The sequence below is a fragment of the Nocardia sp. NPDC059154 genome (assembly GCF_042755705.1).
Classification (GTDB): Bacteria; Actinomycetota; Actinomycetes; order Mycobacteriales; family Mycobacteriaceae; genus Nocardia.
In genome coordinates this window covers 42111-65688 of sequence record NZ_JBHZCS010000012.1, presented here as the reverse complement: position 1 = coordinate 65688, position 23578 = coordinate 42111, and the positions used below count along the sequence as shown (strand labels likewise).

At 68.5% G+C, this 23578-nt stretch carries 21 protein-coding genes and 1 riboswitch; of the genes, 13 read left to right on the top strand and 8 right to left on the bottom strand.

The window, feature by feature from the left end:
- Window positions 1–57: 57 nt before the first annotated feature.
- From manA to ACFXN1_RS13325, 4 genes are all read right to left on the bottom strand, one after another.
- Window positions 58–1317, bottom strand: a complete 1260-nt coding sequence (gene manA / locus ACFXN1_RS13340) for a mannose-6-phosphate isomerase, class I (protein WP_379444854.1) — start codon at window positions 1315–1317, stop codon at window positions 58–60.
- The gene (locus ACFXN1_RS13335; RefSeq protein WP_379394218.1) at window positions 1317–2504 is read right to left on the bottom strand and encodes a tobH protein; all 1188 of its coding nucleotides are present in this window, start codon (window positions 2502–2504) and stop codon (window positions 1317–1319) included. The genes manA and ACFXN1_RS13335 overlap by 1 nt, the downstream gene beginning before the upstream one ends.
- Window positions 2505–2577: 73 nt before the next feature.
- Entirely contained in the window at window positions 2578–3954 is a 1377-nt protein-coding gene (locus ACFXN1_RS13330; protein WP_379444855.1) for a phosphomannomutase/phosphoglucomutase, read from the bottom strand.
- Window positions 3955–4124: 170 nt separating this feature from the next.
- Window positions 4125–4529, bottom strand: a complete 405-nt coding sequence (locus ACFXN1_RS13325; protein ID WP_379394368.1) for a DUF3499 domain-containing protein — start codon at window positions 4527–4529, stop codon at window positions 4125–4127.
- 252 nt (window positions 4530–4781) lie between these two features.
- On the opposite strand from ACFXN1_RS13325, the gene ACFXN1_RS13320 reads away from it, so the two are divergent.
- On the top strand, window positions 4782–5261 hold the full coding sequence (locus ACFXN1_RS13320; RefSeq protein WP_354833925.1) for a metallopeptidase family protein: 480 nt from the start codon (window positions 4782–4784) through the stop codon (window positions 5259–5261).
- Window positions 5262–5431: 170 nt separating this feature from the next.
- Here ACFXN1_RS13320 and ACFXN1_RS13315 read toward each other — a convergent pair whose 3' ends face one another.
- Window positions 5432–5692 carry a WhiB family transcriptional regulator gene (locus tag ACFXN1_RS13315; RefSeq protein WP_354834123.1) on the bottom strand — a complete coding sequence of 87 codons (261 nt, stop codon included), beginning with the start codon at window positions 5690–5692 and terminating at the stop codon, window positions 5432–5434.
- A 598-nt stretch (window positions 5693–6290) separates the two neighbouring features.
- Between ACFXN1_RS13315 and cofD the strand changes: the two genes are divergently transcribed.
- The 4 genes from cofD to ACFXN1_RS13295 all read left to right on the top strand — a co-directional run bounded on the left by cofD (window position 6291) and on the right by ACFXN1_RS13295 (window position 9896).
- Window positions 6291–7250, top strand: a complete 960-nt coding sequence (gene cofD, locus ACFXN1_RS13310) for a 2-phospho-L-lactate transferase (protein WP_379394370.1) — start codon at window positions 6291–6293, stop codon at window positions 7248–7250.
- On the top strand, window positions 7247–8611 hold the full coding sequence (locus ACFXN1_RS13305) for a coenzyme F420-0:L-glutamate ligase (RefSeq protein ID WP_379444857.1): 1365 nt from the start codon (window positions 7247–7249) through the stop codon (window positions 8609–8611). Before cofD ends, ACFXN1_RS13305 begins: the two co-directional genes overlap by 4 nt.
- A complete protein-coding gene (locus ACFXN1_RS13300) occupies window positions 8608–9126 on the top strand; it encodes an NUDIX domain-containing protein (protein WP_354833929.1) in 519 nt (172 codons plus the stop codon). The genes ACFXN1_RS13305 and ACFXN1_RS13300 overlap by 4 nt, the downstream gene beginning before the upstream one ends.
- 76 nt (window positions 9127–9202) lie before the next feature.
- Window positions 9203–9373, top strand: a riboswitch (FMN riboswitch).
- A gap of 76 nt (window positions 9374–9449) precedes the next feature.
- A complete protein-coding gene (locus ACFXN1_RS13295; protein ID WP_379444858.1) occupies window positions 9450–9896 on the top strand; it encodes a 6,7-dimethyl-8-ribityllumazine synthase in 447 nt (148 codons plus the stop codon).
- A 122-nt stretch (window positions 9897–10018) separates the two neighbouring features.
- Here the strand turns inward: ACFXN1_RS13295 and ACFXN1_RS13290 are convergent, their stop codons facing one another.
- Entirely contained in the window at window positions 10019–11383 is a 1365-nt protein-coding gene (locus ACFXN1_RS13290; protein ID WP_379444859.1) for a cation:dicarboxylate symporter family transporter, read from the bottom strand.
- Between the two features lie 130 nt (window positions 11384–11513).
- Here ACFXN1_RS13290 and ACFXN1_RS13285 point away from each other — a divergent pair, with 130 nt between their 5' ends.
- The 4 genes from ACFXN1_RS13285 (at window position 11514) to ahcY (ending at window position 16639) form a co-directional block, all read left to right on the top strand.
- A complete protein-coding gene (locus ACFXN1_RS13285; RefSeq protein ID WP_379394228.1) occupies window positions 11514–13070 on the top strand; it encodes an ATP-binding protein in 1557 nt (518 codons plus the stop codon).
- The gene (locus ACFXN1_RS13280) at window positions 13067–13780 is read left to right on the top strand and encodes a response regulator (RefSeq protein ID WP_354833936.1); all 714 of its coding nucleotides are present in this window, start codon (window positions 13067–13069) and stop codon (window positions 13778–13780) included. The genes ACFXN1_RS13285 and ACFXN1_RS13280 overlap by 4 nt, the downstream gene beginning before the upstream one ends.
- A 192-nt stretch (window positions 13781–13972) precedes the next feature.
- On the top strand, window positions 13973–15130 hold the full coding sequence (locus tag ACFXN1_RS13275) for an alkane 1-monooxygenase (protein WP_379444861.1): 1158 nt from the start codon (window positions 13973–13975) through the stop codon (window positions 15128–15130).
- 33 nt (window positions 15131–15163) lie between these two features.
- Window positions 15164–16639, top strand: a complete 1476-nt coding sequence (ahcY, locus tag ACFXN1_RS13270; RefSeq protein WP_379394232.1) for an adenosylhomocysteinase — start codon at window positions 15164–15166, stop codon at window positions 16637–16639.
- Window positions 16640–16722: 83 nt separating this feature from the next.
- Here the strand turns inward: ahcY and ACFXN1_RS13265 are convergent, their stop codons facing one another.
- Window positions 16723–17019, bottom strand: coding sequence for a hypothetical protein (locus tag ACFXN1_RS13265; protein ID WP_379394234.1), 297 nt, complete (start codon window positions 17017–17019; stop codon window positions 16723–16725).
- Between the two features lie 81 nt (window positions 17020–17100).
- Window positions 17101–18189 (bottom strand): glycerophosphodiester phosphodiesterase, encoded by a 1089-nt coding sequence (locus tag ACFXN1_RS13260; protein WP_379442008.1) that lies wholly within the window; start codon window positions 18187–18189, stop codon window positions 17101–17103.
- A 99-nt stretch (window positions 18190–18288) separates the two neighbouring features.
- Here ACFXN1_RS13260 and ACFXN1_RS13255 point away from each other — a divergent pair, with 99 nt between their 5' ends.
- From ACFXN1_RS13255 to lpqB, 4 genes are all read left to right on the top strand, one after another.
- On the top strand, window positions 18289–18936 hold the full coding sequence (locus ACFXN1_RS13255) for a dTMP kinase (RefSeq protein ID WP_379394237.1): 648 nt from the start codon (window positions 18289–18291) through the stop codon (window positions 18934–18936).
- Window positions 18937–19014: 78 nt separating this feature from the next.
- The gene (mtrA, locus tag ACFXN1_RS13250; RefSeq protein WP_033090495.1) at window positions 19015–19692 is read left to right on the top strand and encodes an MtrAB system response regulator MtrA; all 678 of its coding nucleotides are present in this window, start codon (window positions 19015–19017) and stop codon (window positions 19690–19692) included.
- Window positions 19689–21767, top strand: a complete 2079-nt coding sequence (mtrB, locus tag ACFXN1_RS13245; protein ID WP_379442010.1) for an MtrAB system histidine kinase MtrB — start codon at window positions 19689–19691, stop codon at window positions 21765–21767. Before mtrA ends, mtrB begins: the two co-directional genes overlap by 4 nt.
- Window positions 21764–23563 carry an MtrAB system accessory lipoprotein LpqB gene (gene lpqB / locus ACFXN1_RS13240; protein WP_379442011.1) on the top strand — a complete coding sequence of 600 codons (1800 nt, stop codon included), beginning with the start codon at window positions 21764–21766 and terminating at the stop codon, window positions 23561–23563. Before mtrB ends, lpqB begins: the two co-directional genes overlap by 4 nt.
- Window positions 23564–23578: the final 15 nt, after the last annotated feature.

The window sequence follows — 23578 nt, the reverse complement described above, 5'->3', positions numbered from 1 at the left end:
CTATGTCCGTTTTGTCCTAAACGTCTTTGACCGGGAGAGCCTACTAGAGCCCGGGCGTCACTCCTCGCCGACGGCCGCGCAGAACAGCTGCGCCGAGCCGTCCGCGTCCCCGTCGCCATCCTCGTCCACCGGGAACGCCTGCGCGCGAATCCCGCCGTCGGCGGCCGAGATCCACGCCGCGCGCCCGCGTTCCACGATCAGCTCGTGATTGCCCTGGGACAGCTTCACCCGCCCGTGCGTGACCAGCGCGATCCCCGGCCCCGACTGCAGCACCGGTACCGGCTCGGCACCCGCGGCCAGTTCGAAACGGCTGAGCGCGAATTCGGCCGCGGGTGTGTGGTAGCGGAACACGCTGTCCGACACCCGCTCCGCCGTCACGACCGGTAGGTCCAGCGGCTCGAAGTCCAGCACCCGCAGCAGCTCCGGCACATCCACGTGCTTGGGCGTGAGGCCGCCGCGCAGCACATTGTCGGAGTTGGCCATGATCTCCACGCCGACCCCGCGCAGGTACGCGTGCAGATTCCCGGCGTCCAGGAACAGGCCCTCGCCGGGCTCCAGGGTGATGCGGTTGAGCAGCAGCGCCGCCAGCACCCCGGCGTCGCCGGGATACGCCTCGGCGAGCTCGAGCGCCGTGCGCACCTCGGCCACGAATTCCTTGCCCGCGCCGCCGCTTCGGGCCTCCGACAGATACCGCACGCAGCCGTCGAGCACCTTGGGCAGCAGCATGCTCAGACTGCCCTGCGGCAGCGCGATCCAGGTGGTGAACAGCGTGCGCAGCCCCGCCGAGTCGGGCTGGGCGGCAAGCAGTTCGGCGTACTGGCTCAGTTCCGGCACGTCCAGGGCATTGAGCAGCCGCACGGTCTGGCGCGGATCGCGGAATCCGGCCAGCGCCTCGAAACGGTGCAGCGCCACCACGAGTTCGGGCTTGTGGTTCTCGTCGCGGTAGTTGCGCATGGGGGAGTCGATGGCGACCCCGTTGTGGTTCTCCCGCGCGAACCCGGCCCGGGCCTGTTCGACGCTGGGATGCGCCTGCAGCGAGAGCGGCTCCTCGGCGGCCAGGACCTTCAGCAGGAACGGCAGCCGTCCGCCGAATTCGCCCGCCACCGGGCCGAGTTCGTGCTGCGGGTCGGCGCTGACCAGCTCCAGCAGGGATTCACTGTGCCCGTTGATCTGCACCCGCGCCGGATCGGCGGGGTGCGCGCCGAACCAGAGTTCGGCCTCCGGGTGCGCGGAGGGGACCGGTCGTCCGCACAGCTGAGCGAGCGCGGTGCGCGAACCCCAAGCGTAGGAACGCAGCGCACCAACGAGTTCGTGCACTAGTAATTGCCCCCGTCGTAGCGTCCCGGTCCGGTGGCCGGGCGGGAACCGAGTAGTCGGAGATAGGCGGCCGCCATCTCCAGCCGAAGTGCGAGTACCGCAAGCTTTTCCAGCTCACCACCCTGGACGGCGGGCGCGGTCTGCCCCGCCGCCTCGGCGGCAACGGTGGCTGCGGTGGCCACCTCGGTGTCCACGGTGATCAGGTCGGTGTCGACCAGCCCGGCGTCGGAACCGAACACGGCCAATCGCCGGCGCACCTTCACCTCGTCCGGATCGGCGCTCACCACGAACACCCGCACCTGCTCCACCGGCGCCGGCCCGTCCAGCTGCTCGTCGTGGAACAGCGGATCGAATCCGGGGGCGGCCACCCCGGCGGCGGCGACCAGCCGGCCGTGCGCCGCAACGGCTTCCGAGAGCGTGACCGCGGTAGCGGTGTGCCCGGCCGTGGCCAGCAGCACCTCGGCGCCGTGCTCGGCGAGCACGGTGGCGGCGCCGGAATCACCGGCCAGCACCAGGCGCTTGCGCTGCTGCATGCGGGTGGCCAGGGTCTTGGCGGGATTGTGGAAGGCCTCGTGCTGCGGTCCGTCGCGCAGCGCCTCCTCGTCGAGCAGGTCTGCGAGAGCGTTCAATTCGGGCACCAGCGGCCCGATGCGGTGCGGGTCGATGGTGGTCAGCACGGCCAGGCCCGCGGCCAGATAGCGCAGCATGCGGTTGTGGTCGAGGACCCGCACCCGCGGCGCGAGAATGGTGGCGCGCCCGGCGGCGGCCGCCCGGATGGGTCCCTCGTCCGGCGCGGCCACGACCACTTCGGCACCCCGTCGAAGTGCTCGGTCCATCGCTTCGGCCAGCCGCGGATCACCCGCGTCGTCGCCCGCCACCAGCACCACGTCGAGCGGCCCGACCCACGGCGGGATCGAAGTCGCCGGTACCAGCGGCATACTCGTGCGGTCGCCCAGGGCCGCGATCAACAGCGACGCCGCGCGTGCGGCGCGCCCGCTGCCCGACACCAGCACCAGACTGCGGGGCCGCAGATCGGTCAGTCGGGTCAGCGCATCTTCGGAAAGTGCCGCGGCGGTTGCCCTTACCTGGGCTCCCCCCGACGCGGCGGAGCGGAGTACACCCCCGGCGTCCGCCGCCTCCAGCGAGGCGACGTCATCGAGGTCGATTACCGGTGTCCCAGCGATCATCGGGCGTTGCCACCTCCCCTCATCGGGTCACCAGACGCTGGTGAATCCAAGCTCTGTGATTCCACTATTCCAGTCAGGCGCGGACGATGCTCAGGATCTCGGTTACGAGTGCGTCTACTTCATCCTGCGAACGCGCCTCGACGTTGAGTCGCAGCAGCGGTTCGGTATTGGAGGCGCGCAGGTTGAACCACGCGCCGTCGGCCAGCTGCACGGTCACGCCGTCCAGCCGATCGACCGATTTCGCCCGCTTGCCGAACGCCTCGAGTACGGCCAGGGTCCGCTCCTGCGCATCCGCCACCGTCGAATTGATCTCCCCGGAGGCCGCGTACGTCGCGTAGGCGGAGGCCAGTTCCGACATCGGCCGGTCCTTCTCGCCCAGCGCGGCCAGCACGTGCAGGGCCGCGAGCATGCCGGAGTCGGCGCCCCAGAAGTCGCGGAAGTAGTAGTGCGCCGAGTGCTCGCCGCCGAAGATCGCGCCGGTGGCCGCCATCTGCTGCTTGATGAACGAGTGGCCGACCCGGGTCCGCACCGGGGTGCCGCCGAGCTCGGTCACCAGCTCCGGCACCGCCCGGGAGGTGATCAGATTGTGGATGACGGTCGCGCCCGGTTCCTTGGTCAGCTCGCGCTCGGCCACCAGGCCGGTGATGGCCGACGGCGCGACCGGGTCGCCCTTCTCGTCCACCACGAAGCAGCGGTCGGCGTCGCCGTCGAAGGCCAGGCCGAGGTCGGCGCCGGTCTTGCGGACGTGGTCCTGCAGATCCACCAGGTTCTTCGGATCCAGCGGATTGGCTTCGTGATTGGGGAAGCTGCCGTCGAGTTCGAAGAACAGCGGCTCGACCGTGTACTGCGCCAGCGTGCCCAGCACGGCGGGCACGGTGTAGCCGCCCATGCCGTTGCCGGCGTCCACCGCGATGCGCAGCGGGCGCGAACCGCTCAGGTCCACCAGCTTGTGCAGGAAGTCGGCGTAGGCCGAGAGCAGGTCCTCCCGGGTCTCGGTGCCGCGCGGCCCGTCGAAGGCCGGGACGCCCGCGACGACCTCCTCGCTGATGGTGGCCAGCCCGGTGTCCTGACCGACCGGCAGCGCCTTGGCGCGGCACAGCTTGATGCCGTTGTACTTGGCGGGATTGTGGCTGGCAGTGAACATGGCCCCGGGGCAGTCCAGGTGGCCGGAGGCGAAGTAGAGCTCGTCGGTGGAGGCCAGGCCGATGTGCACCACATCGAGTCCCTGGGCGAGCACGCCGTCGGCGAAGGCGGCGGCCAATTCCGGTGAGGAGTCGCGCATATCGTGACCGATCACGATGCGCCGGGCGCCCTCGCCGCGCATCAGCCGTGCGAAGGATCCGGCAACGTCCCGGACGAAGTCCGCGTCGATCTGTTCGCCGACAACTCCGCGAACATCGTATGCCTTGATGACTGCTTGAACGGACTCGGCGGACCGGGCGACTGTCATGCGCACCACCCTAGTAGCTGACCGCGACAATGAGAGACTTCCCCCGACCCTTGCCAACCGGACAACTGATTTCGTGAGGCGCGGGTAACTCGCCGGGTACGTCCAGAATTGCCGGCGGCACCCAACCGCCGGCACGGAATGTCAATGGAGCACGGCTCATAGCCGCCCGCTCAAGTCTCGGAGAGGCGGTCCGGCGGGTCCGGTAGGACGCGTAGATGGCCGCGTCTGCCGGTGCGACCCGCGCGGGTCGGGCGCTGCGGGGCGGGAGCGTAGTCGGTGTAGCCGCGCGGATCGGGTTCCGGTGTGCGGCGGCGCAATCCGGCCTCGCGGACGGCTTCGGCGAGCGCGGTGAGATCGTCGTCGTCCGGGGTCGAGGAGGAAAACCCGCCCTCGTGGCGGACCAACTCCCATCCCTTGGGCGCGGTGATTCGGGAAGCATGCGTTTCACACAGGTCCCAGGAGTGTGGCTCCGCCACCGTGACCAGCGGACCCACGACTGCCATCGAGTCGGAGTACACATAGGTCAGCGTCGCGACGGCCGGGTTCTTGCAGCCTGGACGGCAGCAACGACGCATGGGGATCACGCCATGCAGGGTAACCCCCCTCACGCCCTCGTGGACACAGACACGCTCAATGAAGCCCGTCTCACTCGTGCCACGAGGGCCCCGGGTAGCTGTGCGCTTTCGAGCCGCGGGCGCGTCGCGACGGCCCTCGGAAATGCGGTCGCCGGGTCTCCGGAATGCCGTCGCGGCGGGCCGCCGCACCGGCCGGGCGGCCCGGCGAGGCGGGTGCTCACACCCGCCCGGGGTAAGGGTTAGATTCAAGGTATGACCCGTTCACGTAAGAGGCGACCGCCCACCGCGCGGTCGGTCATCCGCCGCGGGCGGGGTGTGCGCGGGCCGATGCTGCCACCGACCGTGCCCGCCCGGCGCACCCGGGGCCAGGAGTTCGACCGTCTGGTGCTGGAGGCCTTCGCGCCGCTGGAGACCCGCTGGCACGAGCAGCTCACCAAGCTCGACATCGCCGTCGACGACGTGCCGAAAATCCGTCCGCTGCACCCGGATTCGGTCACCTGGCCGGAAGAGGTGGTGGCCGACGGCCCGGTGCCCCTCTCCCGCCTTATCCCGGCCGGTGTGGACCGCTACGGCATGGCCACCCGCGCCCGCGTCGTGTTGTTCCGCAAGCCGTTGGAGCTCCGTGCCGGGGACCCCGACGACCTGGTCGACCTGCTGCGCGAGGTCCTCGTGCAACAGATCGCGACCTACTTGGGTGTGGAACCCGACATCATCGATCCCGACCCGGAGTAGTCAGAATGCAACCGCATACCCCGAACTACGTTTCGCAACAATTGATTTCGTATGTTCGGGGTAACTCGCCGGGTACGTCCAAGGTAGTTTCGGTACCCAACCGCCGGCACGGGTTGCCAGCGGTCAACGGCTCCCAAGCCGCCCGCTGAAGGCTCGGAGAGGCGGGGGAGTCAGCTGATGCCCCGCTTCAGGCGGCGGCGCTCCCGCTCGGAGAGTCCGCCCCAGATGCCGAAGCGCTCGTCATTGGCCAGGGCGTATTCGAGGCACTCGTCGCGGACCTCGCAGCCCATGCAGATCCGCTTGGCCTCGCGGGTGGAGCCGCCCTTCTCCGGGAAGAACGCCTCCGGGTCGGTCTGGGCGCACAGCGCCCGTTCCTGCCATTGTTCGGCCTCGGTCATCATGCGACCGCCGCGCGAGAAAGTGTCGTACATATCCTCGGCACCGGTGACGATCAGGCTCAGCCGCGGCGGTTCGGGCTGGTAGGCGGCTCGCGCCCACTGTCCGCCCCCCGGTCGCGCAGTCGTCATCGGTTCACCCCCCTCGTATCCGTTCCGATCGTCGGCGCAGAAGTCAGGTGCTGCGCCAGTCGTGGAATCGGTTTGCGATACACCGCCCGGAATGCCCGACGGGGCCAGCTCTTCGGCCATCGCTCCGCCTCCTCACTGTGTGTTAGCGCAGAATGATTAATCCGCCGGAGCCGATCCCACCGACGGCCCAACACCGCGGCGTAGTCCCGCGGCCATCCCCGAGCTTGGCGTCACTCCGTGCGAACGCTTGTTCGAAAACCCGTCCGCGCCTTGCACTCTCACGCGGACCCGGAATGACATGCCTGTGATTAGACACGCCGGGAGCGGCGATGGTCAAGCTGCCGAAGCGATTCCGTTACCATCTGCGACCCCGTCGGGAGGCGTTCCCGCAGTTCAAATAGCAAATTCACAGCAAATGAGCTGCGGGACGACTTTCCGCTTCGAACGCATAGGCTGTGCGGATGTGACTCGAGAACAAGCGGACACCGCGCCCGGCACCGGCCTGCGGATCGCCGTCCTGGTCGGCGGAGTCGGCGGCGCGCGGTTCCTGACGGGGGTGCGCGAACTGCTGCCCGGAGCCGACACCACGGCCATCGTCAATGTCGGCGACGACGTGTGGATGCACGGGCTGCGCATCTGTCCTGACCTGGACACCTGCATGTACACCCTGGGTGGCGGCATCGACCCCGAACGGGGCTGGGGGCACGCGAACGAGACCTGGAGCGCCAAGGAGGAGCTGGCGAAATACAAGGCTCAGCCCGATTGGTTCGGGCTGGGCGACCGGGATATCGCCACACATCTCATTCGCACCGAAATGCTGCGCCAGGGATACCCGCTCTCGGCGGTCACCGAGGCGCTCTGCAATCGGTGGCAACCGGGTGTGAAACTGCTTCCGGCAACCGACGACCGATGCGAAACACATGTCGTAATCGGTGACCCGGAGAACCCTGGCGAACGCCGCGCGATCCATTTCCAGGAGTGGTGGGTTCGATACCGGGCGAACGTAGAGACCCATGGATTCGTGACTATTGGGGCAGATGCTGCGAAACCAGCCCCGGGTGTGATCGAAATCATAGGTTCAGCGGATGTGATCCTGCTCGCTCCGTCGAACCCCGTCGTGAGCGTGGGCGCCATCCTCTCGGTTCCGGGCATTCGGGGCGCACTGCGGACCACCGATGCCAAGGTGATCGGACTGTCCCCGGTGATCGGCGGAAAACCGTTGCGCGGCATGGCCGATGAGTGCCTGTCGGTGATCGGCGTCGAAACCTCCGCCGAGGCCGTCGGCACCTACTACGGCGCGCGCTCGAGCACCGGCATTCTCGACGGCTGGCTCGTGCACACCGGCGACACCGCCGACATTCCGGGCGTCGAAGTCCGGAGCGTGCCACTGCTCATGACCGACCCGGCCGCGACCGCCGAGATGGTTCGCGAAGCCCTCGACATCGCGGGAGTCAAACCGTGACAACGGATTCCATCGAAGCGCTGGGCGATCACGCGTCCGGCGGCGAACTGCGCATCCTGCCCATTCCGGGCCTGCCGGAATTTCGCCCGGGCGACGATGTCGCCGATGCCATCGCGGCACAGGCGCCCTGGCTCCAGGACGGTGACGTGCTGGTGGTGACCAGCAAGATCGTCGCCAAGGCCGAGGGCCGCATCGTGACCGTGCCCAGCGACCCCGAGGAACGCGACGCGGCACGCCGGCAACTGGTGCTCGACGAGTCGGTGCGCGTGCTGGCGCGCAAGAACCGCACCCTCATCACCGAGAACCGGCTCGGCATCGTGCAGGCCGCCTCCGGAGTCGACGGCTCCAATGTGGAACAGGGCGAACTGGTCCTGCTGCCGGAGGATCCGGACGCCAGCGCCAAGGCGCTGCGCACCGCGCTGGCCGACCGCCTGGGCGTGCAGGTGGCCGTGGTCATCACCGACACCATGGGCCGGGCCTGGCGCAACGGCCAGATCGACGCCGCCATCGGGTCGGCGGGCATCCGGGTGCTGCACGACTACGACGGCGCGGTCGACGGGCAGGGCAATGAACTGCACGTCACCCTGGTCGCGGTGGCCGACGAGCTGGCCGCGGCCGCGGACCTGGTGAAGGGCAAGCTGGGCGGCGTCCCGGTCGCGGTGGTGCGCGGGCTCGACTACACCGACGACGGATCCACCGCCGGGGATCTGCTGCGGCGCGGCGAGGACGATCTGTTCTGGCTGGGCACCGGGGAATCCGTCGAGCTCGGCCGCAAACAGGCGGTGCCGCTGCGGCGTTCGGTGCGCCGGTTCGCGGAGACGCCGGTGCCGCCGGAGCTCATTCGCGAGGCCGTGGCCGCCGGGCTCACCGCGCCCGCGCCGCACCACACCCGTCCGGTCCGCTTCGTCTGGGTCCGCAAGCGTGGCCTGCGCGAGCAGCTGCTCGAGGCCATGGCCGAGAAGTGGCGCACCGACCTGACCGGTGACGGCCGCACCCCGGAGAGCGTGGAGAAGCGGGTCGCGCGCGGCCGCATCCTCTTCGACGCCCCCGAAATGATCATCCCGTTCTGCGTGCCCGACGGCGCGCACGACTATCCGGACGAGCGCCGCCGCGCCGCCGAGCAGACCATGTTCACCGTCGCGGTGGGCGCGGCCGTGCAGGGCCTGCTGGTCTCGCTGGCCGTGCGGGGCGTGGGCAGCTGCTGGATCGGGTCGACCATCTTCGCGCCCGAGGTCACCCGCGACGTGCTGGGTCTGGAGGCGGACTGGAATCCGCTGGGCGCCATCGCCATCGGGTACCCGCTCGACGAGATCGAGCCGCGCGAGGCGCGCGAGCCCGGCCTCGGGCTGGTCGAGCTGTGAGCGCGGAGTCGCTGCACAAATCGGCGACCGAGCTGCTGGAGACCTGGTCCCCGGCAACGGGTCCGGAGTGCTCCATCCGGGAGGCCATGCTGGCCTTCCTGGGTTCCGCGCCGCGCGGCTGCCTGCGCGAGCACGCGGCCGGGCACATCACCGCCTCGGCCATCGTGTTCTCCCACGACGAGCGCGAGGTGCTGCTGACCCTGCACCCGCGGGTGGGCCGCTGGATCCAATTGGGCGGGCACTGTGAGGAATCCGACGATTCGGTCGCGGCGGCCGCCTTCCGTGAGGCGACCGAGGAGTCCGGCATCGACGGGCTGGTGCTCGAGCCCGGCCTCTACGGCGCGCAGGCGCACCCCATCACCTGCTCGCTGGGCGTGCCGACCCGGCACCTGGACCTGCTGTTCAAGATCAAGGCACCGGAAGGCGCTGTGCCGGTGCGCAGTTCGGAGTCGACCGACCTGCGCTGGTGGCCGGTGGACGGGCTGCCCGCCGATTCCGACGTGCTGGTGCGCTGACACCCGGCCGTGCTGTCGCGCTGTGCGGTACACGGGGTTCCGGATGCCGGAATCCCCGTGTTACTGTCCGCTACGTACACGTTCTCAGGGCGGGGTGGAATTCCCCACCGGCGGTAATGGCATCCGGGCCGATCCGGAGTGCACGAGCCCGCGAGCGCCACAGTGTCTCTCATCGGCAGTGTGGGTCGAGCAGATTCCGGTGTGATCCCGGAGCCGACGGTCACAGTCCGGATGAAAGAGAACGCGGCACCGGCACGTCCGTACCGCTGGACGGGCCTGTTCGCGTCTTGCCCTGGGTGACATCGCGAACAGGAGGAATCCCCATGTCACCCACTTCCACTCGCATCGCCCTCGTCGCCGCGCGCTGGCACAGCGACATCGTCGACAAGGCCGTCGCATCCTGCCGGGCCGGGCTGCTCGAGCGCGGCTACACCGAGGTCGACGTGATCGAGGTGCCCGGTGCGTTCGAAATCCCGTTGCAGGCCAAGCGTTTGGCCACCCGCGGTACCTACGCCGCGGTCGCGGGCTGCGCGCTCGTCGTGGACGGCGGCATCTACCGGCACGACTTCGTGGCCTCGACCGTCGTCGACGCGCTCATGCGGGTGCAGCTCGAGACCGATGTGCCGGTGTTCTCGGCCGTGCTGACCCCGCACCACTTCCACGAGCACGGCGAGCACCTGGCCTATTTCGCGCGGCATTTCGAGGTGAAGGGCGCGGAGCTGGCCAATGCCATCGCCGCCACCCTGGCCCTCGATACGGTCGGCGCCTAGACAAAGGGAAACCCTGCCCGCACGAGCCGGAGGCGGCTGGTCGTGCGGGCAGGGTGCGGGTTCCGCCGGCGCGTACGGGGGGAGAACACGCCGACGGTCCGGGTTCGGCCTGGGGGTTGGGTTCAGGCCGGAACCAGGTCTTTCTCTTGCGGGCCCGGTGCTTCCGGGGCGGCGGGGGCCGGGTGGTCCTCCACCATGGCCTGCTCGTCGAAGGGGATCTCGCGATCCAGCACCGCGCGGACGCGGGCCGGGTCGATGGTCTTGGTCCAGGTCCCGATCAGCAGCGTGGCGACCGCATTGCCCGAGAAGTTGGTCAGCGCACGGGCTTCCGACATGAACCGGTCGATGCCGACGATCAGGCCGACGCCGTCCAGTAGTTCCGGGCGATGGCTCTGCAGGCCGCCGGCCAGCGTGGCCAGGCCCGCGCCGGTGACACCCGCCGCGCCCTTGGAGGCCACGATCATGAACAGCAGCAGGCCGATCTGCTCGTGCCAGGACAGCGGCTTGCCCATGGCGTCGGCCACGAACAGGGTGGCCATGGTCAGGTAGATGGCGGTGCCGTCCAGGTTGAACGAATACCCGGTCGGGACAACCACACCCACGGTGGTGCGGTCCACGCCGACGTGCTCCATCTTGGCGATGAGCCGCGGCAGCGCCGACTCCGAGGACGAGGTGGCGAAGATCAGCAGGTACTCCCGCGCCAGGTAGCGCACCAGCTTGAAGATGGAGTTCCCGGCCACCAGCCGCAGCAGCAGGCCCAGCACGCCGAAGATGAACACGACGCAGGTGAGATAGAAGGCCGCCATCAGCAGCGCCAGCTGCTTGACCGCGTCGAGTCCGGTGCGCGCCACCACATTCGCCATGGCGCCGAACGCGCCGATCGGGGCCAGCCACAGGATCATGGTGAGAATCCGGAACACCAGCTTCTGCACCGACGCGACCCCGCGCAGGAGCGGCTCGCCCGCGGTGCCCATGGCCTGGATGCCGAAGCCCACCAGCAGCGCCACGAACAGCGCCTGCAGCACCTTGCCCGAGGTGAGCGACGACAGCAGGGTGGTCGGCACGATGTCCTCGAGGAACTGCCAGGTGCCGCCGGCCGCCTTGGCGTCTGTGGCGTACTTGGTGATCTCCTTCGCGTGGGCGGCCACGTTCAGCCCCGAGCCCGGGTGCAGCAGATTGCCGACGAGCAGGCCGATGGCCAGCGCCACCGTGGACATGATCAGGAAGTAGCCGATGGCCAGGCCGCCGACTTTGCCGACCTTGGCGGCCGCCCGCACCGAGCCGATGCCGAGCACGATCGTGCAGAAGATGACCGGGGCGATCATCATCTTGATGAGGTTCACGAAGATCGTGCCGAGCTCGCCGACGCTCTTGCCGACGCCCGGGGCCAGCCAGCCGACCAGGACGCCCGAGATGACGGCCACGATGACGGCCAGATAGAGCCAGTGGGTACGGTCTCGGCGCTGCCGGGTTGTCGTGTCGCTCATCTCGCTGGTGCCTCCGGGTCAGTGCCCGCATGACGTTTGCTCCACGCGGGTGTTCGGAGAGAATCATGATCCGTCGAGTGACGCGGGTCACTGTTTCGTAAATTATGTTCATGAAGTACCCGGAGGAATCGTGAGACGTCGAAGAACCCGGGCCCGCCGTACGCTGGCCGGGCAGGTGTTCGTGGTGCAGGTGCTGGTGCTGGCGGTGGTGATCAGCGCCGCGTCGATGCTGGCGTTCCTGCAGACCCGCCGGGTGCAGGACGACGCCACCCGTGCGGAGGTCATCGATACCTCGATCGCGGTGGCGCAGTCGCCCTCGACGCTGGCCGGGGTGCAGAGCCCGAATCCGACCGCCGCACTGCAGCCGGTGACCGAGGCCATCCGCAAGGCGACGGGTATGGACTTCATCGTGGTGATGGCCCCGGATCGGACCCGCTACACCCACACCGAGACCGACCGGATCGGGAAACCCTTCAGCGGCAACATCGATCGCGCCCTGGCCGGGGAGACCTTCACCGAGACCTTCACCGGCACGCTGGGCCCGTCGATTCGCGCGGTCACCCCGGTGCGCGATGCCGACGGCCGCATCGTCGCGCTGGTGTCGGCGGGCGTCACCCGCACCCACATCGGCGAACAGGTGCGCGCCCAGCTGCCGCTCATCCTGGCCGCCGCGGCGGGCGGCCTGGCGCTGGCCATGATGAGTTCGCTGTTGCTGCGGCGCAGGCTGTTACGGCAGACGCACGGCCTCGGGCCCGCCGAACTGCGGGCCATGTACGAGCATCACGACGCGGTGCTGCACTCCATCCACGAGGGGCTGCTGGTGTTCGACAGATCCGATGAGCGCGCCGAGGTGGTCAACGATCAGGCGCGGCTGCTGCTCGATCTGCCGGACGGGCCGATCACGCGCGCGGATCTGCCGGTGTCGCTGCAGCGCTTGGGAACCGGCGTGGTCCGTGACGAGATGCACGTGACCCCGGACCGGGTGCTGGTCGTCAACCAGGACGTGGTCGAGCACGCCGGCCGCCGCATCGGCACGGTACTCACCCTGCGCGACCACACCGAATTGCGGGATGTGCTGGGCGAATTGGATTCGGTGCGCGGCTTCGCCGAATCGCTGCGCGCCCAGGCGCACGAAGCCGCCAACCGGCTGCACACCGTGGTCACCATGGTGGAGCTGGGCCGCCCGCGAGAAGCGGTGAACTTCGCGACCGCGGAACTCGAACTGTCCCAGGCCCTCATCGACCGGCTCACCGGCGCGGTGGCCGAACCCGCGGTGGTGGCGCTGCTGCTGGGCAAGGTGGAGCAGGCCGCCGAGAACGGGGTGGAGCTGACCGTCACCGGCGACACGCTGCTCGACACCACCGACCCGCTGACGCCGCACGAGATGGTCACACTGCTGGGCAATCTCATCGACAACGCCCTGGACGCGGTCGGGCACGACGAGGACGCGTGGGTGGAGGTGACGGTGCGGCGGGACGAGCCGGAGCTGTACGTCAGGGTGGCCGACAGCGGCCCGGGCATGTCGGAGGAGTTGTTCACCCGTGCCACCGAACGCGGCTATTCCACCAAGACCGACCACCACGGGCTGGGTCTGGCGCTGGTACGCCGGTTGGTCGCCAGGCACGCCGGCGAGTTGCGGGCCCGGCGGGAACCGGAATCCGCAGTGATCGTGAGGTTTCCGCTATGAACGCCGCGCCGGCATCGGCGATCCGCGTGCTGATTGTCGAGGACGAGCCGAAAATCGCTGCGGCACATCGCTCTTACGTGGAGCGGGTGCCGGGTTTCACGGTGGTCGCGGTGGCGCACACCGGTCGCGACGCCATCTCGATCGCGAAAAGGTCACAATCTTCGGGCGTCCCCATTGATCTGGTGTTGATGGATATCGGGTTGCCGGATATGAGCGGGCTCGCCGTCGCCGCGGCGCTGGCGGGACTGCGGCCGCGGCCCGACGTCATCGCCGTCACCTCGGCGCGGGATCTGGCCATGGTGCGCTCGGCCGTCTCGCACGGCGTGGTGCTGTATCTGCTGAAGCCCTTCACCTTTGCCGCCTTCCGCGAGAAGCTGGACCGCTACGTCGAATACCGGGCGGCGCTGCCGGCCGGGGAGACGGCGGTGTCGCAGCAGGACATCGATCGCGCCTTCGGTGTGCTGCGCACTCCGGATCAGCGACCCACCTCGCCGAAAGGCATTGCGCCGCAGACGATGGACGAGGTGTCGCGCGCAGTGCGGGCCGCGCCGGACGGGCTCTCCGCGGGCGAGGCGGGGCGCGCGGTGGGGGTGTCCCGGGTGACGGCGTGGCGGTATCTGGAGCGGATGGCCGAAGACGGCGTGGTGGAACGGCGCACCGACTACGGTCGGACCGGGCGCCCGCAGGTTCGATATGTGTGGTTTCGCTGAGCCCGGTTTCGCTCCTGGTTTGCGCTCGAGGCCCGGTGTCGGGAACCACGCGGTCGGTTGCGGCGGAACCGACTGCTCATGATGTAACGGTGGCCACCTTTCGGTCCGGCCGGGTGCTGTAACAGAGACTAGGTTTCAAGATATGTAGCTGCGAAGTTCTTCGAGGTATTGATTAGCGGGGCAAACGTGCAAATGGTCGGCAAACGGTTGGGTTCGCCGGATCCGAAACGACACCTGTGGGTGCTGGGGTTGATCGCGCCCGGGTGCGCGTTACTGCCCTCGCAGCTGGTGTTGCACACCAAGCTGGAGGTGTTCTGGTGGATCGGACCGATCATCATTCTGATCGCGATTCCCTTCCTGGACTGGGTCGTCGGGGAAGACGGCACCAATCCGCGCGACGAGGATTACGAATTACTCTCCAATGACCGGTACTACCGGTGGTGCACCTATATGTTCCTGCCGATCCAGGTGGTCGGCCTGATCATCGCCGCCTACATGTGGGCCGGCGACGCTCTGTCCGTCGTCGACAAGCTCGGGCTGGCGGCCACTCTCGGGTTCGTCAGCGGCATCGGCATCAACGCCGCCCACGAGCTCGGCCACCGGGTCGAGCGATTGGAGCGCTGGCTGTCGAAAATGGCGCTGGCGCAGTCGGCCTACGGGCACTTCTTCGTCGAGCACAACAAGGGCCACCACGCCCGGGTCGCGACGCCCGACGATCCGGCCAGTGCCCGCATGGGTGAGTCGCTGTGGGAGTTCCTGCCCCGCAGCGTGATCGGTGGCTTCCGGTCGGCAATCCACCTCGAAGGTGAGCGCCTGCGCCGTAAAGGACACCGCTGGTTCAGTATCCACAACCACATCCTGCAGGCCTGGGCTATGACCGTCGTGCTGTTCGGCGGGTTGCTCGCGGTCTACGGCTGGCGGGTGCTGCCGTATCTGCTGCTGCAGGCGGTGATCGGCGCGGGCCTGCTCGAAACCGTCAACTACGTCGAGCATTACGGCCTGCTGCGACGCAAGCGGCCCAATGGCAACTGGGCCCGCTGCTCGCCGAGCGACAGCTGGAACAGCGACCGGCTGGTCACCAATATCTTCATGTTCCACCTGCAGCGGCACAGCGACCACCATGCCAATCCGGGGCGGCGGTACCAGACACTGCGCACCTCCGAGGAGGCGCCGCAGCTTCCAGCGGGGTACGCCACCATGATCCTGCTGGCATTGGTCCCGCCGCTGTGGCGCCACATCATGGATCCGCGCCTGCTCGCCCACTACGCGGGCGACGTGAGCCGGGCCAATATCCAACCCCGTAAGCGGGAGCGCATCCTCGCCGAGTACGAGTACCAAGCCGCCGCGTAGGGTTTGGGGGAAGCAGCCGACCAGGAGAGGCAGATGACGACCGCAGTGTCCAGCAAGATGACGCCTGACGTCCGCAATGGGATCGACTACAAGGTGGCGGACCTGTCACTGGCCGAGTTCGGCCGCAAAGAGATTCGCCTGGCCGAGCACGAGATGCCGGGCCTGATGGCGCTGCGTCGTGAGTACCACGACGTGCAGCCGCTGCAGGGCGCCCGCATCTCCGGCTCGCTGCACATGACTGTGCAGACCGCGGTGCTGATCGAGACCCTGGTCGCCCTCGGCGCCGAGGTCCGCTGGGCCTCCTGCAACATCTTCTCCACCCAGGACCACGCGGCCGCCGCGGTCGTGGTCGGCCCGCACGGCACCGTCGACGAGCCCAAGGGCACTCCCGTCTTCGCCTGGAAGGGCGAGACCCTGGAGGAGTACTGGTGGGCCGCCGATCAGATGCTGACCTGGCCCGGCGAGCCAGCCAACATGATCCTCGACGACGGTGGTGACGCCACCATGCTCGTGCTGCGCGGCGCGCAGTTCGAGAAGGCCGGCGTGGTCCCGCCCGAGGACGACACCCACTCCGCCGAATACAAGGTGTTCCTGAACCTGCTGCGCGCCACCCTCGAGACCGACAAGGGCAAGTGGGGCAAGATCGCCGAGAGCGTGCAGGGTGTCACCGAGGAGACCACCACCGGTGTGCTGCGGCTGTACCAGTTCGCGGCCGCGGGTGAGCTGGTGTTCCCGGCGATCAATGTCAACGACTCGGTCACCAAGTCGAAGTTCGACAACAAGTACGGCACCCGCCACTCCCTCATCGACGGCATCAACCGCGGCACCGACGTGCTGATCGGCGGCAAGAAGGTCCTGATCTGCGGCTACGGCGATGTCGGCAAGGGCTGCGCGGAGTCGATGGCCGGGCAGGGCGCGCGCGTGCAGGTCACCGAGATCGACCCGATCAACGCGCTGCAGGCGCTGATGGACGGCTTCGACGTCGTCACCGTGGAACAGGCCATCGGTGAGGCCGACATCGTCATCACCTCCACGGGCAACAAGGACATCATCCTGCTCGACCACATGAAGGCGATGAAGGACCAGGCCATCCTGGGCAATATCGGCCACTTCGACAACGAGATCGACATGGCCGCCCTGGAGCGTTCGGGCGCGGACCGGCTCAACATCAAGCCCCAGGTCGACCTGTGGACGTTCAAGGAGTCCGGCAAGTCGATCATCGTGCTCTCCGAGGGCCGCCTGCTGAACCTGGGCAACGCGACCGGGCACCCGTCGTTCGTGATGTCGAACAGCTTCTCCAACCAGGTCATCGCGCAGATCGAGCTGTGGACCAAGCCCGACGAGTACGACAACGAGGTCTACCGCCTGCCCAAGCACCTCGACGAGAAGGTCGCCCGCATCCACGTGGAGGCGCTGGGTGGCACGCTGACCAAGCTCACCAAGGACCAGGCCGAATACATCGGCGTGGACGTGGAGGGCCCGTACAAGCCGGACCACTACCGCTACTGAGCGGAAACCGCCTGTAGCGCATGAAGATTCGGCCGGTCACCCGAGAGGGTGACCGGCCGAATCTCGTTGGCGCCGTGCGTCCGCTACTTGAGGCAGATGTCGATCAGGGGGACCCACTTGCCGCCCTGGATGGTGCAGATGGCGGCGCTGAGGAGTTCATTGGCGCTGGAGCCGGTGCCGGCGACATTGCTGGAGCCGGAGTTGCTCGACAGGGAGGACGCCGAGCCGGAGTCGGCCACGGGGGCGGCCTGGTCGGCGGTGGCGGGTTCGAGGGTGACGGGGGCGGCGGTGGCGGTACCGGCCGCGGAAAGAGCGGCGGCGGTGATCGCTACGGCGGCCAGGGCGGCACGCGGACCGTGGTGTGCGAGATGGGACTTCATCAGGGTTGCGCTCCTTGCAGGGGGAGTGTTGCCCCGGGACCCTACAAGAGTTGAAGGGCGCGCGTTTCGGATTTGCGTGGCTTATTTGCGGAAGGACCTCGGGAGGGGGTAGCCCTTCTCCTGCATGACGTCGCGCGCGCGGTTCGGATAGTCGGTGATCAGGCCGTCCACGCCCTGGTCGAGCGCCAGTCCGATGGTGGCCTTGTCGTTCACGGTCCAGGGGATCACTCGGATGCCGAAGCCGTGCGCTTCGCGGACGTACTCGGCGGTCGTGGTGAGCTTGAAGTACTTGTCGCCGACCTTCGCGTCGATGTTCCAGGGGTCGACGTAGGCAGGGGAGGAGATGTCCGCGCCCAGGGCCTTGATCGCGTCCAGCGGATCCCCGGCGTGTTCCTCGTATCGAATCGGGCCCAGCCACGGGCTGTTCGGTGCGAAGGTGGTCTCGTCGTACAGCGCGACCGTGGGGATGTTCGCGTTCTGGGCCTTCACCAGCGGCAGACTGCTCCAGTCGAAGCTCTGGATCTCGACCTTGCCGATGGCCCCGGCCTGTTCGACGGCGCCCAGGATGACGTCGACGAATTCCCTGGGGGTGGCGGACTGTTCGGGGTGGGCGGCCTCGATTTTGGTCTCCACGTTGTAGCGCACGGTGCCGAACGCGCCCGGGTGGCTCTTCACCAGATCGAACAGTTCCGGCAGCGTCGCGATTCTGTTGCCCGGAAGCTCCTGTGCTGCTGGGAATCCCGCGAGCTTCCTGCCGCAGTCGAGGGTGTGGACCTGGTCGTGGGTCAGGTCGTGGACCAGCTTGCCGACGTAGGGGAACCGCGGATCGCCGGGGAAGGCCGGGGCGGTGTCGGCGCACTTCTCGGCCTGGATGACCGGGTCGTGCCAGATGAGCGGCGTCTTGTCGGCGGTGAGCACGATGTCGAGTTCCAGGGTGGTGACGCCCAGTTCGATGGCCTTGGCGAAGCCGGGCAGCGACTCCTCGATGGTCATGCCGCGGCCGCCGCGGTGGGCCTGCAGATCGAAGGGGCGGAGTGGATCGGCCACGGCGACCGGGTTCGTGCCGCCGGAGTTGCTGCCGCAGGCCGTCGGCCCGATAGCAGCAATCGCTACCGCGAGGATCGCAAAAGCTCTATTGAGCTGCGTTGACCTCACGTGTCCAGCAGTCATTGCCGGACTATAGCAATCAAATGGCTACAAAAATCTGGGCCTTTCGAACAAACGGGATCCCGCCGGGGCGGACCGCCGCCGATTCGGTACTCTCGCGGCATGGGTGCACTGGTTCCGGTGGAAGGGCTCGACGGCGCGGGCAAACGCACGCTCACCGACGCCGTTGTCACCGTCCTGCGCGCCCGCGGGCTGCGCGTCGCCACCCTGGCCTTCCCGCGCTACGGCGTCTCCGTGCATGCCGACCTCGCCGCCGAGGCGCTGCGCGGCGGTCATGGAGATACCGCTCGGTCTGTGAATGCCATGGCGCTGCTGTTCGCGCTCGACCGCGCCGACGCGCGCGACGAGCTCTCGAAACTGCTGGCGGACAACGACATCGTGCTACTGGACCGCTATGTCGCCTCCAATGCCGCGTACTCCGCGGCCCGCCTGGAACAGGACGCGCACGGCGAAATTGTGGCCTGGATCGAGGAATTGGAGTTCGAGCGCTTCGGATTGCCCGCCCCGGATGTCCAGATTCTGCTGGATGTTCCGGTCGATGTGGCCGAGGAACGCGCGCGCCTGCGCGGCGAAGCCGATGCCGCACGGGCTTTGGACGCTTACGAGAAAGACGGGGGACTGCAGCGTCGCACCGGTACTGTCTACCGTGAGCTGGCCGAAATCAACTGGCACGGACCGTGGTGGGTGCATCGGACCGGTGACGATCCGGCAACACTGGCCGCGCGCCTCGCGGAAATTATTGCTGGATAGGGTTGGATGTGCGCCGACAGGTCACGAGTGTTGGCGTGGCGGCCGAATCAGAGCCGGAGAGGTGACAAACTAGACGTTATGAAGCCGAAGATTCTGGTCGTCGACGACGATATGGCTCTCGCGGAGATGCTCACGATCGTCTTGCGGGGTGAGGGTTTCGACCCCCACGTCGTCGGAGACGGCACGCAGGCGCTGACCGCGGTCCGGGAGCTGCGTCCGGATCTCGTGTTGCTGGATCTCATGCTGCCCGGCATGAACGGCATCGACGTGTGCCGGGTGCTGCGAGCCGATTCGGGAGTGCCCATCGTGATGCTGACGGCGAAGACCGACACGGTCGACGTCGTCCTGGGTTTGGAAAGTGGCGCGGACGACTACATCGTCAAGCCGTTCAAGCCGAAAGAACTCGTGGCCCGGGTGCGGGCCCGCCTGCGCCGCACCGAGGAGGAGCCGCAGGAACTGCTGTCCATCGCCGACATCGTCATCGATGTGCCCGCGCACAAGGTGACTCGCGGCGGGGCGCAGATCTCGCTGACTCCACTGGAGTTCGATCTGCTGGTGGCGCTGGCCCGCAAGCCGCGCCAGGTGTTCACCCGTGAGGTGCTGCTGGAACAGGTCTGGGGCTATCGGCACGCCGCCGACACCCGCCTGGTCAACGTGCACGTCCAGCGGTTGCGCGCCAAGGTGGAGAAGGATCCGGAGAACCCCGAGATCGTGCTGACCGTCCGAGGTGTGGGCTACAAGGCCGGACCGCCGTGATCGCTGGCTCCAGAAACCGCGTTCAGCGGTGGCTGGCGGTAGCGGTGGCCTGGTTCCGCAATCTGGGCGAGCAACTGGGCCACGTCTGGCGGCGTTCGCTGCAGTTGCGTGTTGTCGTGTCCACGCTCACCCTGTCGCTGATCGTCATCACGATTCTGGGCGTCGTGCTCACGAGTCAGATCACCGACCGGTTGTTGGACGCGAAGATCAACGCGGCTGTCGAGGAAATGGGCCGCGCCCGCAACACCGTTCAGAATCAACTGACCGGTGTGCACGATTCGGGTACTCAGCAGAGTCGCCTGGACGATGCCCGCCGCGCGCTGTTCAGCAGCGCCGGCGGGACCCAGACCGGCGGCGCCGCAGGCAGTTACGAGGCGGCCCTGGCCATGACGGGCGGCAGCGGGCAGGAGATCACCTCGGGCGCCATCCAGGAGATCCCCGCCGAGCTACGCCAATTCGTCAAGCAGCGGCAGGTCTCCTATCAGTTCGCCACGGTCTCCAGCCCGGACGGGTACAAGGGCTCGGCGCTGATCATCGGCAGCCCCTCGGCCGATATCGACTCGCTGGAGATCTATCTGATCTTCCCGCTCACCAATGAGCAACGAAGTCTGTCGCTCATGCGCGGGACCATGCTCATCGGTGGCATCGTGCTGCTGGTGCTGCTGGCCGCCATCACGGCGCTGGTGACGCGACAGGTGGTGCTGCCCATCAGATCCGCGGCGCGGATCGCGAGTCGGTTCGCCGACGGACGGCTCAAGGAGCGCATGCTGGTGCGCGGTGAGGACGACATGGCGCGGCTCGCCATGTCGTTCAACGAGATGGCCGAGAGCCTGTCCAACCAGATCACCCAACTCGAGGAGTTCGGAAATCTGCAGCGCCGCTTCACCTCCGACGTCAGCCACGAACTGCGCACGCCGTTGACCACGGTGCGCATGGCGGCCGACCTCATCCACGGATCCAGCGACGACCTGGACCCGGCGCTGGCGCGCTCGGCCGAACTGCTCGTCAACGAACTCGACCGCTTCGAGGGACTGCTCAACGACCTGCTCGAGATCAGCCGCCACGACGCGGGCGTGGCCGAGCTGCAGGTGGAATCGCTGGACGTGCGCATGTGCGCGCGGGCCGCGGTCTCCACGGTGCGGCACCTGGCCAAGGAGTCCGGCGTCGAACTGGTGGTGGACATGCCCGAGGAACCGCTGGTGGCCGAGGTGGATCCGCGCCGCGTCGAACGCGTGCTGCGCAACCTGCTCGCCAATGCCATCGACCACAGCGAGGGCAAGCCCGTGCTCATGCGCATGCGCGGCGACGCGGACGCCAATGCCGTCGCCATCGTGGTGCGCGACCAGGGCGTGGGCCTGCGGCCGGGCGAGGAGAAGCTGGTGTTCAACCGCTTCTGGCGCTCGGACCCCTCACGCATGCGCCGCTCCGGCGGCACCGGCCTCGGTCTGTCCATCAGCGTCGAGGACGCCAACCTGCACGAGGGCAAGCTCGAGGCGTGGGGCGAGATCGGTGTGGGCGCGAGCTTCCGGCTCACCCTGCCACTGGTCCGCGGCCGCAAGCTCGGCACCAGCCCACTCTCGTTGGAGCCGCCCAAGATTCGCGGCGCGGTCTCACCCGAGCAGCTGGCCCTGGACATCGCGGGCTCGGACGCCGGCCCGGCGGCCATCACCTCCGTCGCGACGGTGCTCGAATCCGGGCCCGGCGCAGTGGAACCGGGCACCACGGGCCCGGACGACGTCGGGGCCGAACCCGGCCCCGAAACGCCGACCGGGGAAATCGGGGACGAGGAACCGGGATTCGAGGCCATCGCCCCGGAATTCCCCTCCACCACCGGGACTGGTGACGGAACCACCGCCGGGACCGAAAACGGCACTGCCGCTGGGTCCGAAAACGGCACCGCTGCTGGGCACGCAAACGGCACTGTCGGTGGGGCCGACAACGGCACCGCCGAGGCCACCGCCAACGGGGAAAACCATGCCGCCGACAATGATTCCGCCGGTTCCGGCGGAACCGGTTCCGGCCGTGACAACTCCGGCGGCTCGGTGTCGGCCGCCCAGGGGGACGGCCAATCATGAGGAGGCCGTCCGCGGGCCTGCGCCGGGCCCTGGTGGTGCTCGGCTGCCTGCTCAGTGTCAGCGCGTGCGCGAGCCTGCCGGACTCCTCGGCACCGCAGGCGCTGGGCAGCCTGGACCACCAGCCCACCAGCGCCTCGCCGCTGCCGCCCGTCGCCGGGCGGGAACCCGAGCAGCTGCTGCTGGACTTCATGGCCGCCACGGCCGATCCGTCCGACCGGCATCAGGCGGCCCGGCAGTTCCTCTCGCCCGCGGCGAATGCGCAGTGGGACGACGCGGCGTCCACCAGCATCGTGGACTCGCAGCCCAATACGCTGCGGGAGTCCCGCAACGGCGACTCCGCCACCTACGTGATCCGGGCGCGCAAGATCGGCGAGCTGGCGTCGGACGGCTCCTACCGGCCCGGTGACGGCACCCTGGAGACCAAGGTCGACATGGAGAAGATCGACGGCGAGTGGCGGATCAAGGATCTGCCGCCCGGCGTGATCGTCGAACAGGCCGCCTTCGCCAAGTCCTACCATCGCTATTCGCTGTTCTTCCCGAACCTGGCCGGGCAGGCCATGGTGCCCGACCTGCGCTGGATCTCCGCCCGCAAGGACCAGCTGGCGCAGCGGCTGCTCGGCCTGCTCGCGCAGGGACCCCAGTCCGCGCTCGCGCCCGCCGTGCGCAACCCCATGGGCGCGCCGGTCACGCTGCGCGGGCCGATCACCAGGGCCAATGGCGATGTCGACAATGTCGGCATCGGCGGCGGCGGGCTGAGCGTCGACTTCTCCGGCGCCACCACCCTCGATCCGCCCACCCGCGACGTGATGGCCGCCCAGATCGTGCTCACCCTCTCCGGCGCCGACGTGCTCGGCCCCTACCTGCTCAACGCCGACGGCAAGCCGCTCGACGACAAGTACGCCGGCGGCTGGCAGCGCGGCGACGTGGATGCCCGCAGCCCCGACACCATCGCCCGCAACCGGGCCGGCATGCACGCCGTGCGCGACGGGTCGCTGGTGGCGATCACCGACAACGGAATCACCGCTGCCCCGGGCTTCTTCGGCGCCACCCACACCCTGCAGTCGGTGGGACTGTCGCCGGACGGGCAGCTGGTCGCCGCCGTCGCCAAGTCCGGCCGCCCGGACCCCGAGCCCGAGCGCACGCTGATCATCGGAACCTATGACGGTCAGGGCTTCCCGGTCGCCACCGGCGGCACCTTCACCCGGCCCACCTGGCCCGCCGACGGCAGCTCGGCCTGGTCGGTGGTGGACGGCGACCGGGTGATCCGGGCAGTGCACGACCGCACCACCGGCAATGTCTCGGTGCAGGACGTCGACATCGCGGAACTGACCGCGGCGGCGGCCAATTCGACCTCGCCGCGCGCGCCCATCACCGAGCTGCGCATCTCGCCGTCCGGGGCGCGGGCGGCCCTCATCGCCAACGGCAAGGTGTATGTAGCGGTGGTGGTGCCGCAGCCGAACGGGAAGTTCTCGCTGTCCTCGCCGCTGCCGCTGGCCATCGGGCTGAGCACGCCCGCGGTGTCCATCGACTGGCTCAGCGACGAGAAGGTCGTGGTGGGCCGCGACGGCAATGTGGACCCGGTGGCCGGGGTACTGGTGGACGGCTCCGAGTTCCGCGCCCAGACCTCCCAGAACCTCACCCCGCCGGTCCGCGTGCTGAGCGCCTCGCCGGACCAGGAGTACGTGGCCGACTCCCGCGCGGTGCTGGAGCTGACCCGCAATCCCGAAGGGCGCGAGGACTACTGGCGCGAAGTTCCGGGTCTGGGGGCCAACGCGGTTCCGGTGCTGCCCGGCTAGGCGCACACTGAGGGG

Coding starts and splice junctions, on each gene's coding strand:
- ACFXN1_RS13330 (WP_379444855.1), bottom strand. CDS start 3,954: ATGACAGTCGCCCGGTCCGCCGAGTCCGTTCAAGCAGTCATCAAGGCA.
- ACFXN1_RS13275 (WP_379444861.1), top strand. CDS start 13,973: ATGGTCGGCAAACGGTTGGGTTCGCCGGATCCGAAACGACACCTGTGG.
- lpqB (WP_379442011.1), top strand. CDS start 21,764: ATGAGGAGGCCGTCCGCGGGCCTGCGCCGGGCCCTGGTGGTGCTCGGC.
- ahcY (WP_379394232.1), top strand. CDS start 15,164: ATGACGACCGCAGTGTCCAGCAAGATGACGCCTGACGTCCGCAATGGG.
- ACFXN1_RS13265 (WP_379394234.1), bottom strand. CDS start 17,019: ATGAAGTCCCATCTCGCACACCACGGTCCGCGTGCCGCCCTGGCCGCC.
- ACFXN1_RS13325 (WP_379394368.1), bottom strand. CDS start 4,529: ATGCGTCGTTGCTGCCGTCCAGGCTGCAAGAACCCGGCCGTCGCGACG.
- ACFXN1_RS13295 (WP_379444858.1), top strand. CDS start 9,450: ATGTCACCCACTTCCACTCGCATCGCCCTCGTCGCCGCGCGCTGGCAC.
- mtrA (WP_033090495.1), top strand. CDS start 19,015: ATGAAGCCGAAGATTCTGGTCGTCGACGACGATATGGCTCTCGCGGAG.
- ACFXN1_RS13260 (WP_379442008.1), bottom strand. CDS start 18,189: ATGACTGCTGGACACGTGAGGTCAACGCAGCTCAATAGAGCTTTTGCG.
- ACFXN1_RS13335 (WP_379394218.1), bottom strand. CDS start 2,504: ATGATCGCTGGGACACCGGTAATCGACCTCGATGACGTCGCCTCGCTG.
- ACFXN1_RS13280 (WP_354833936.1), top strand. CDS start 13,067: ATGAACGCCGCGCCGGCATCGGCGATCCGCGTGCTGATTGTCGAGGAC.
- ACFXN1_RS13290 (WP_379444859.1), bottom strand. CDS start 11,383: ATGAGCGACACGACAACCCGGCAGCGCCGAGACCGTACCCACTGGCTC.
- ACFXN1_RS13320 (WP_354833925.1), top strand. CDS start 4,782: ATGACCCGTTCACGTAAGAGGCGACCGCCCACCGCGCGGTCGGTCATC.
- ACFXN1_RS13315 (WP_354834123.1), bottom strand. CDS start 5,692: ATGTACGACACTTTCTCGCGCGGCGGTCGCATGATGACCGAGGCCGAA.
- ACFXN1_RS13255 (WP_379394237.1), top strand. CDS start 18,289: ATGGGTGCACTGGTTCCGGTGGAAGGGCTCGACGGCGCGGGCAAACGC.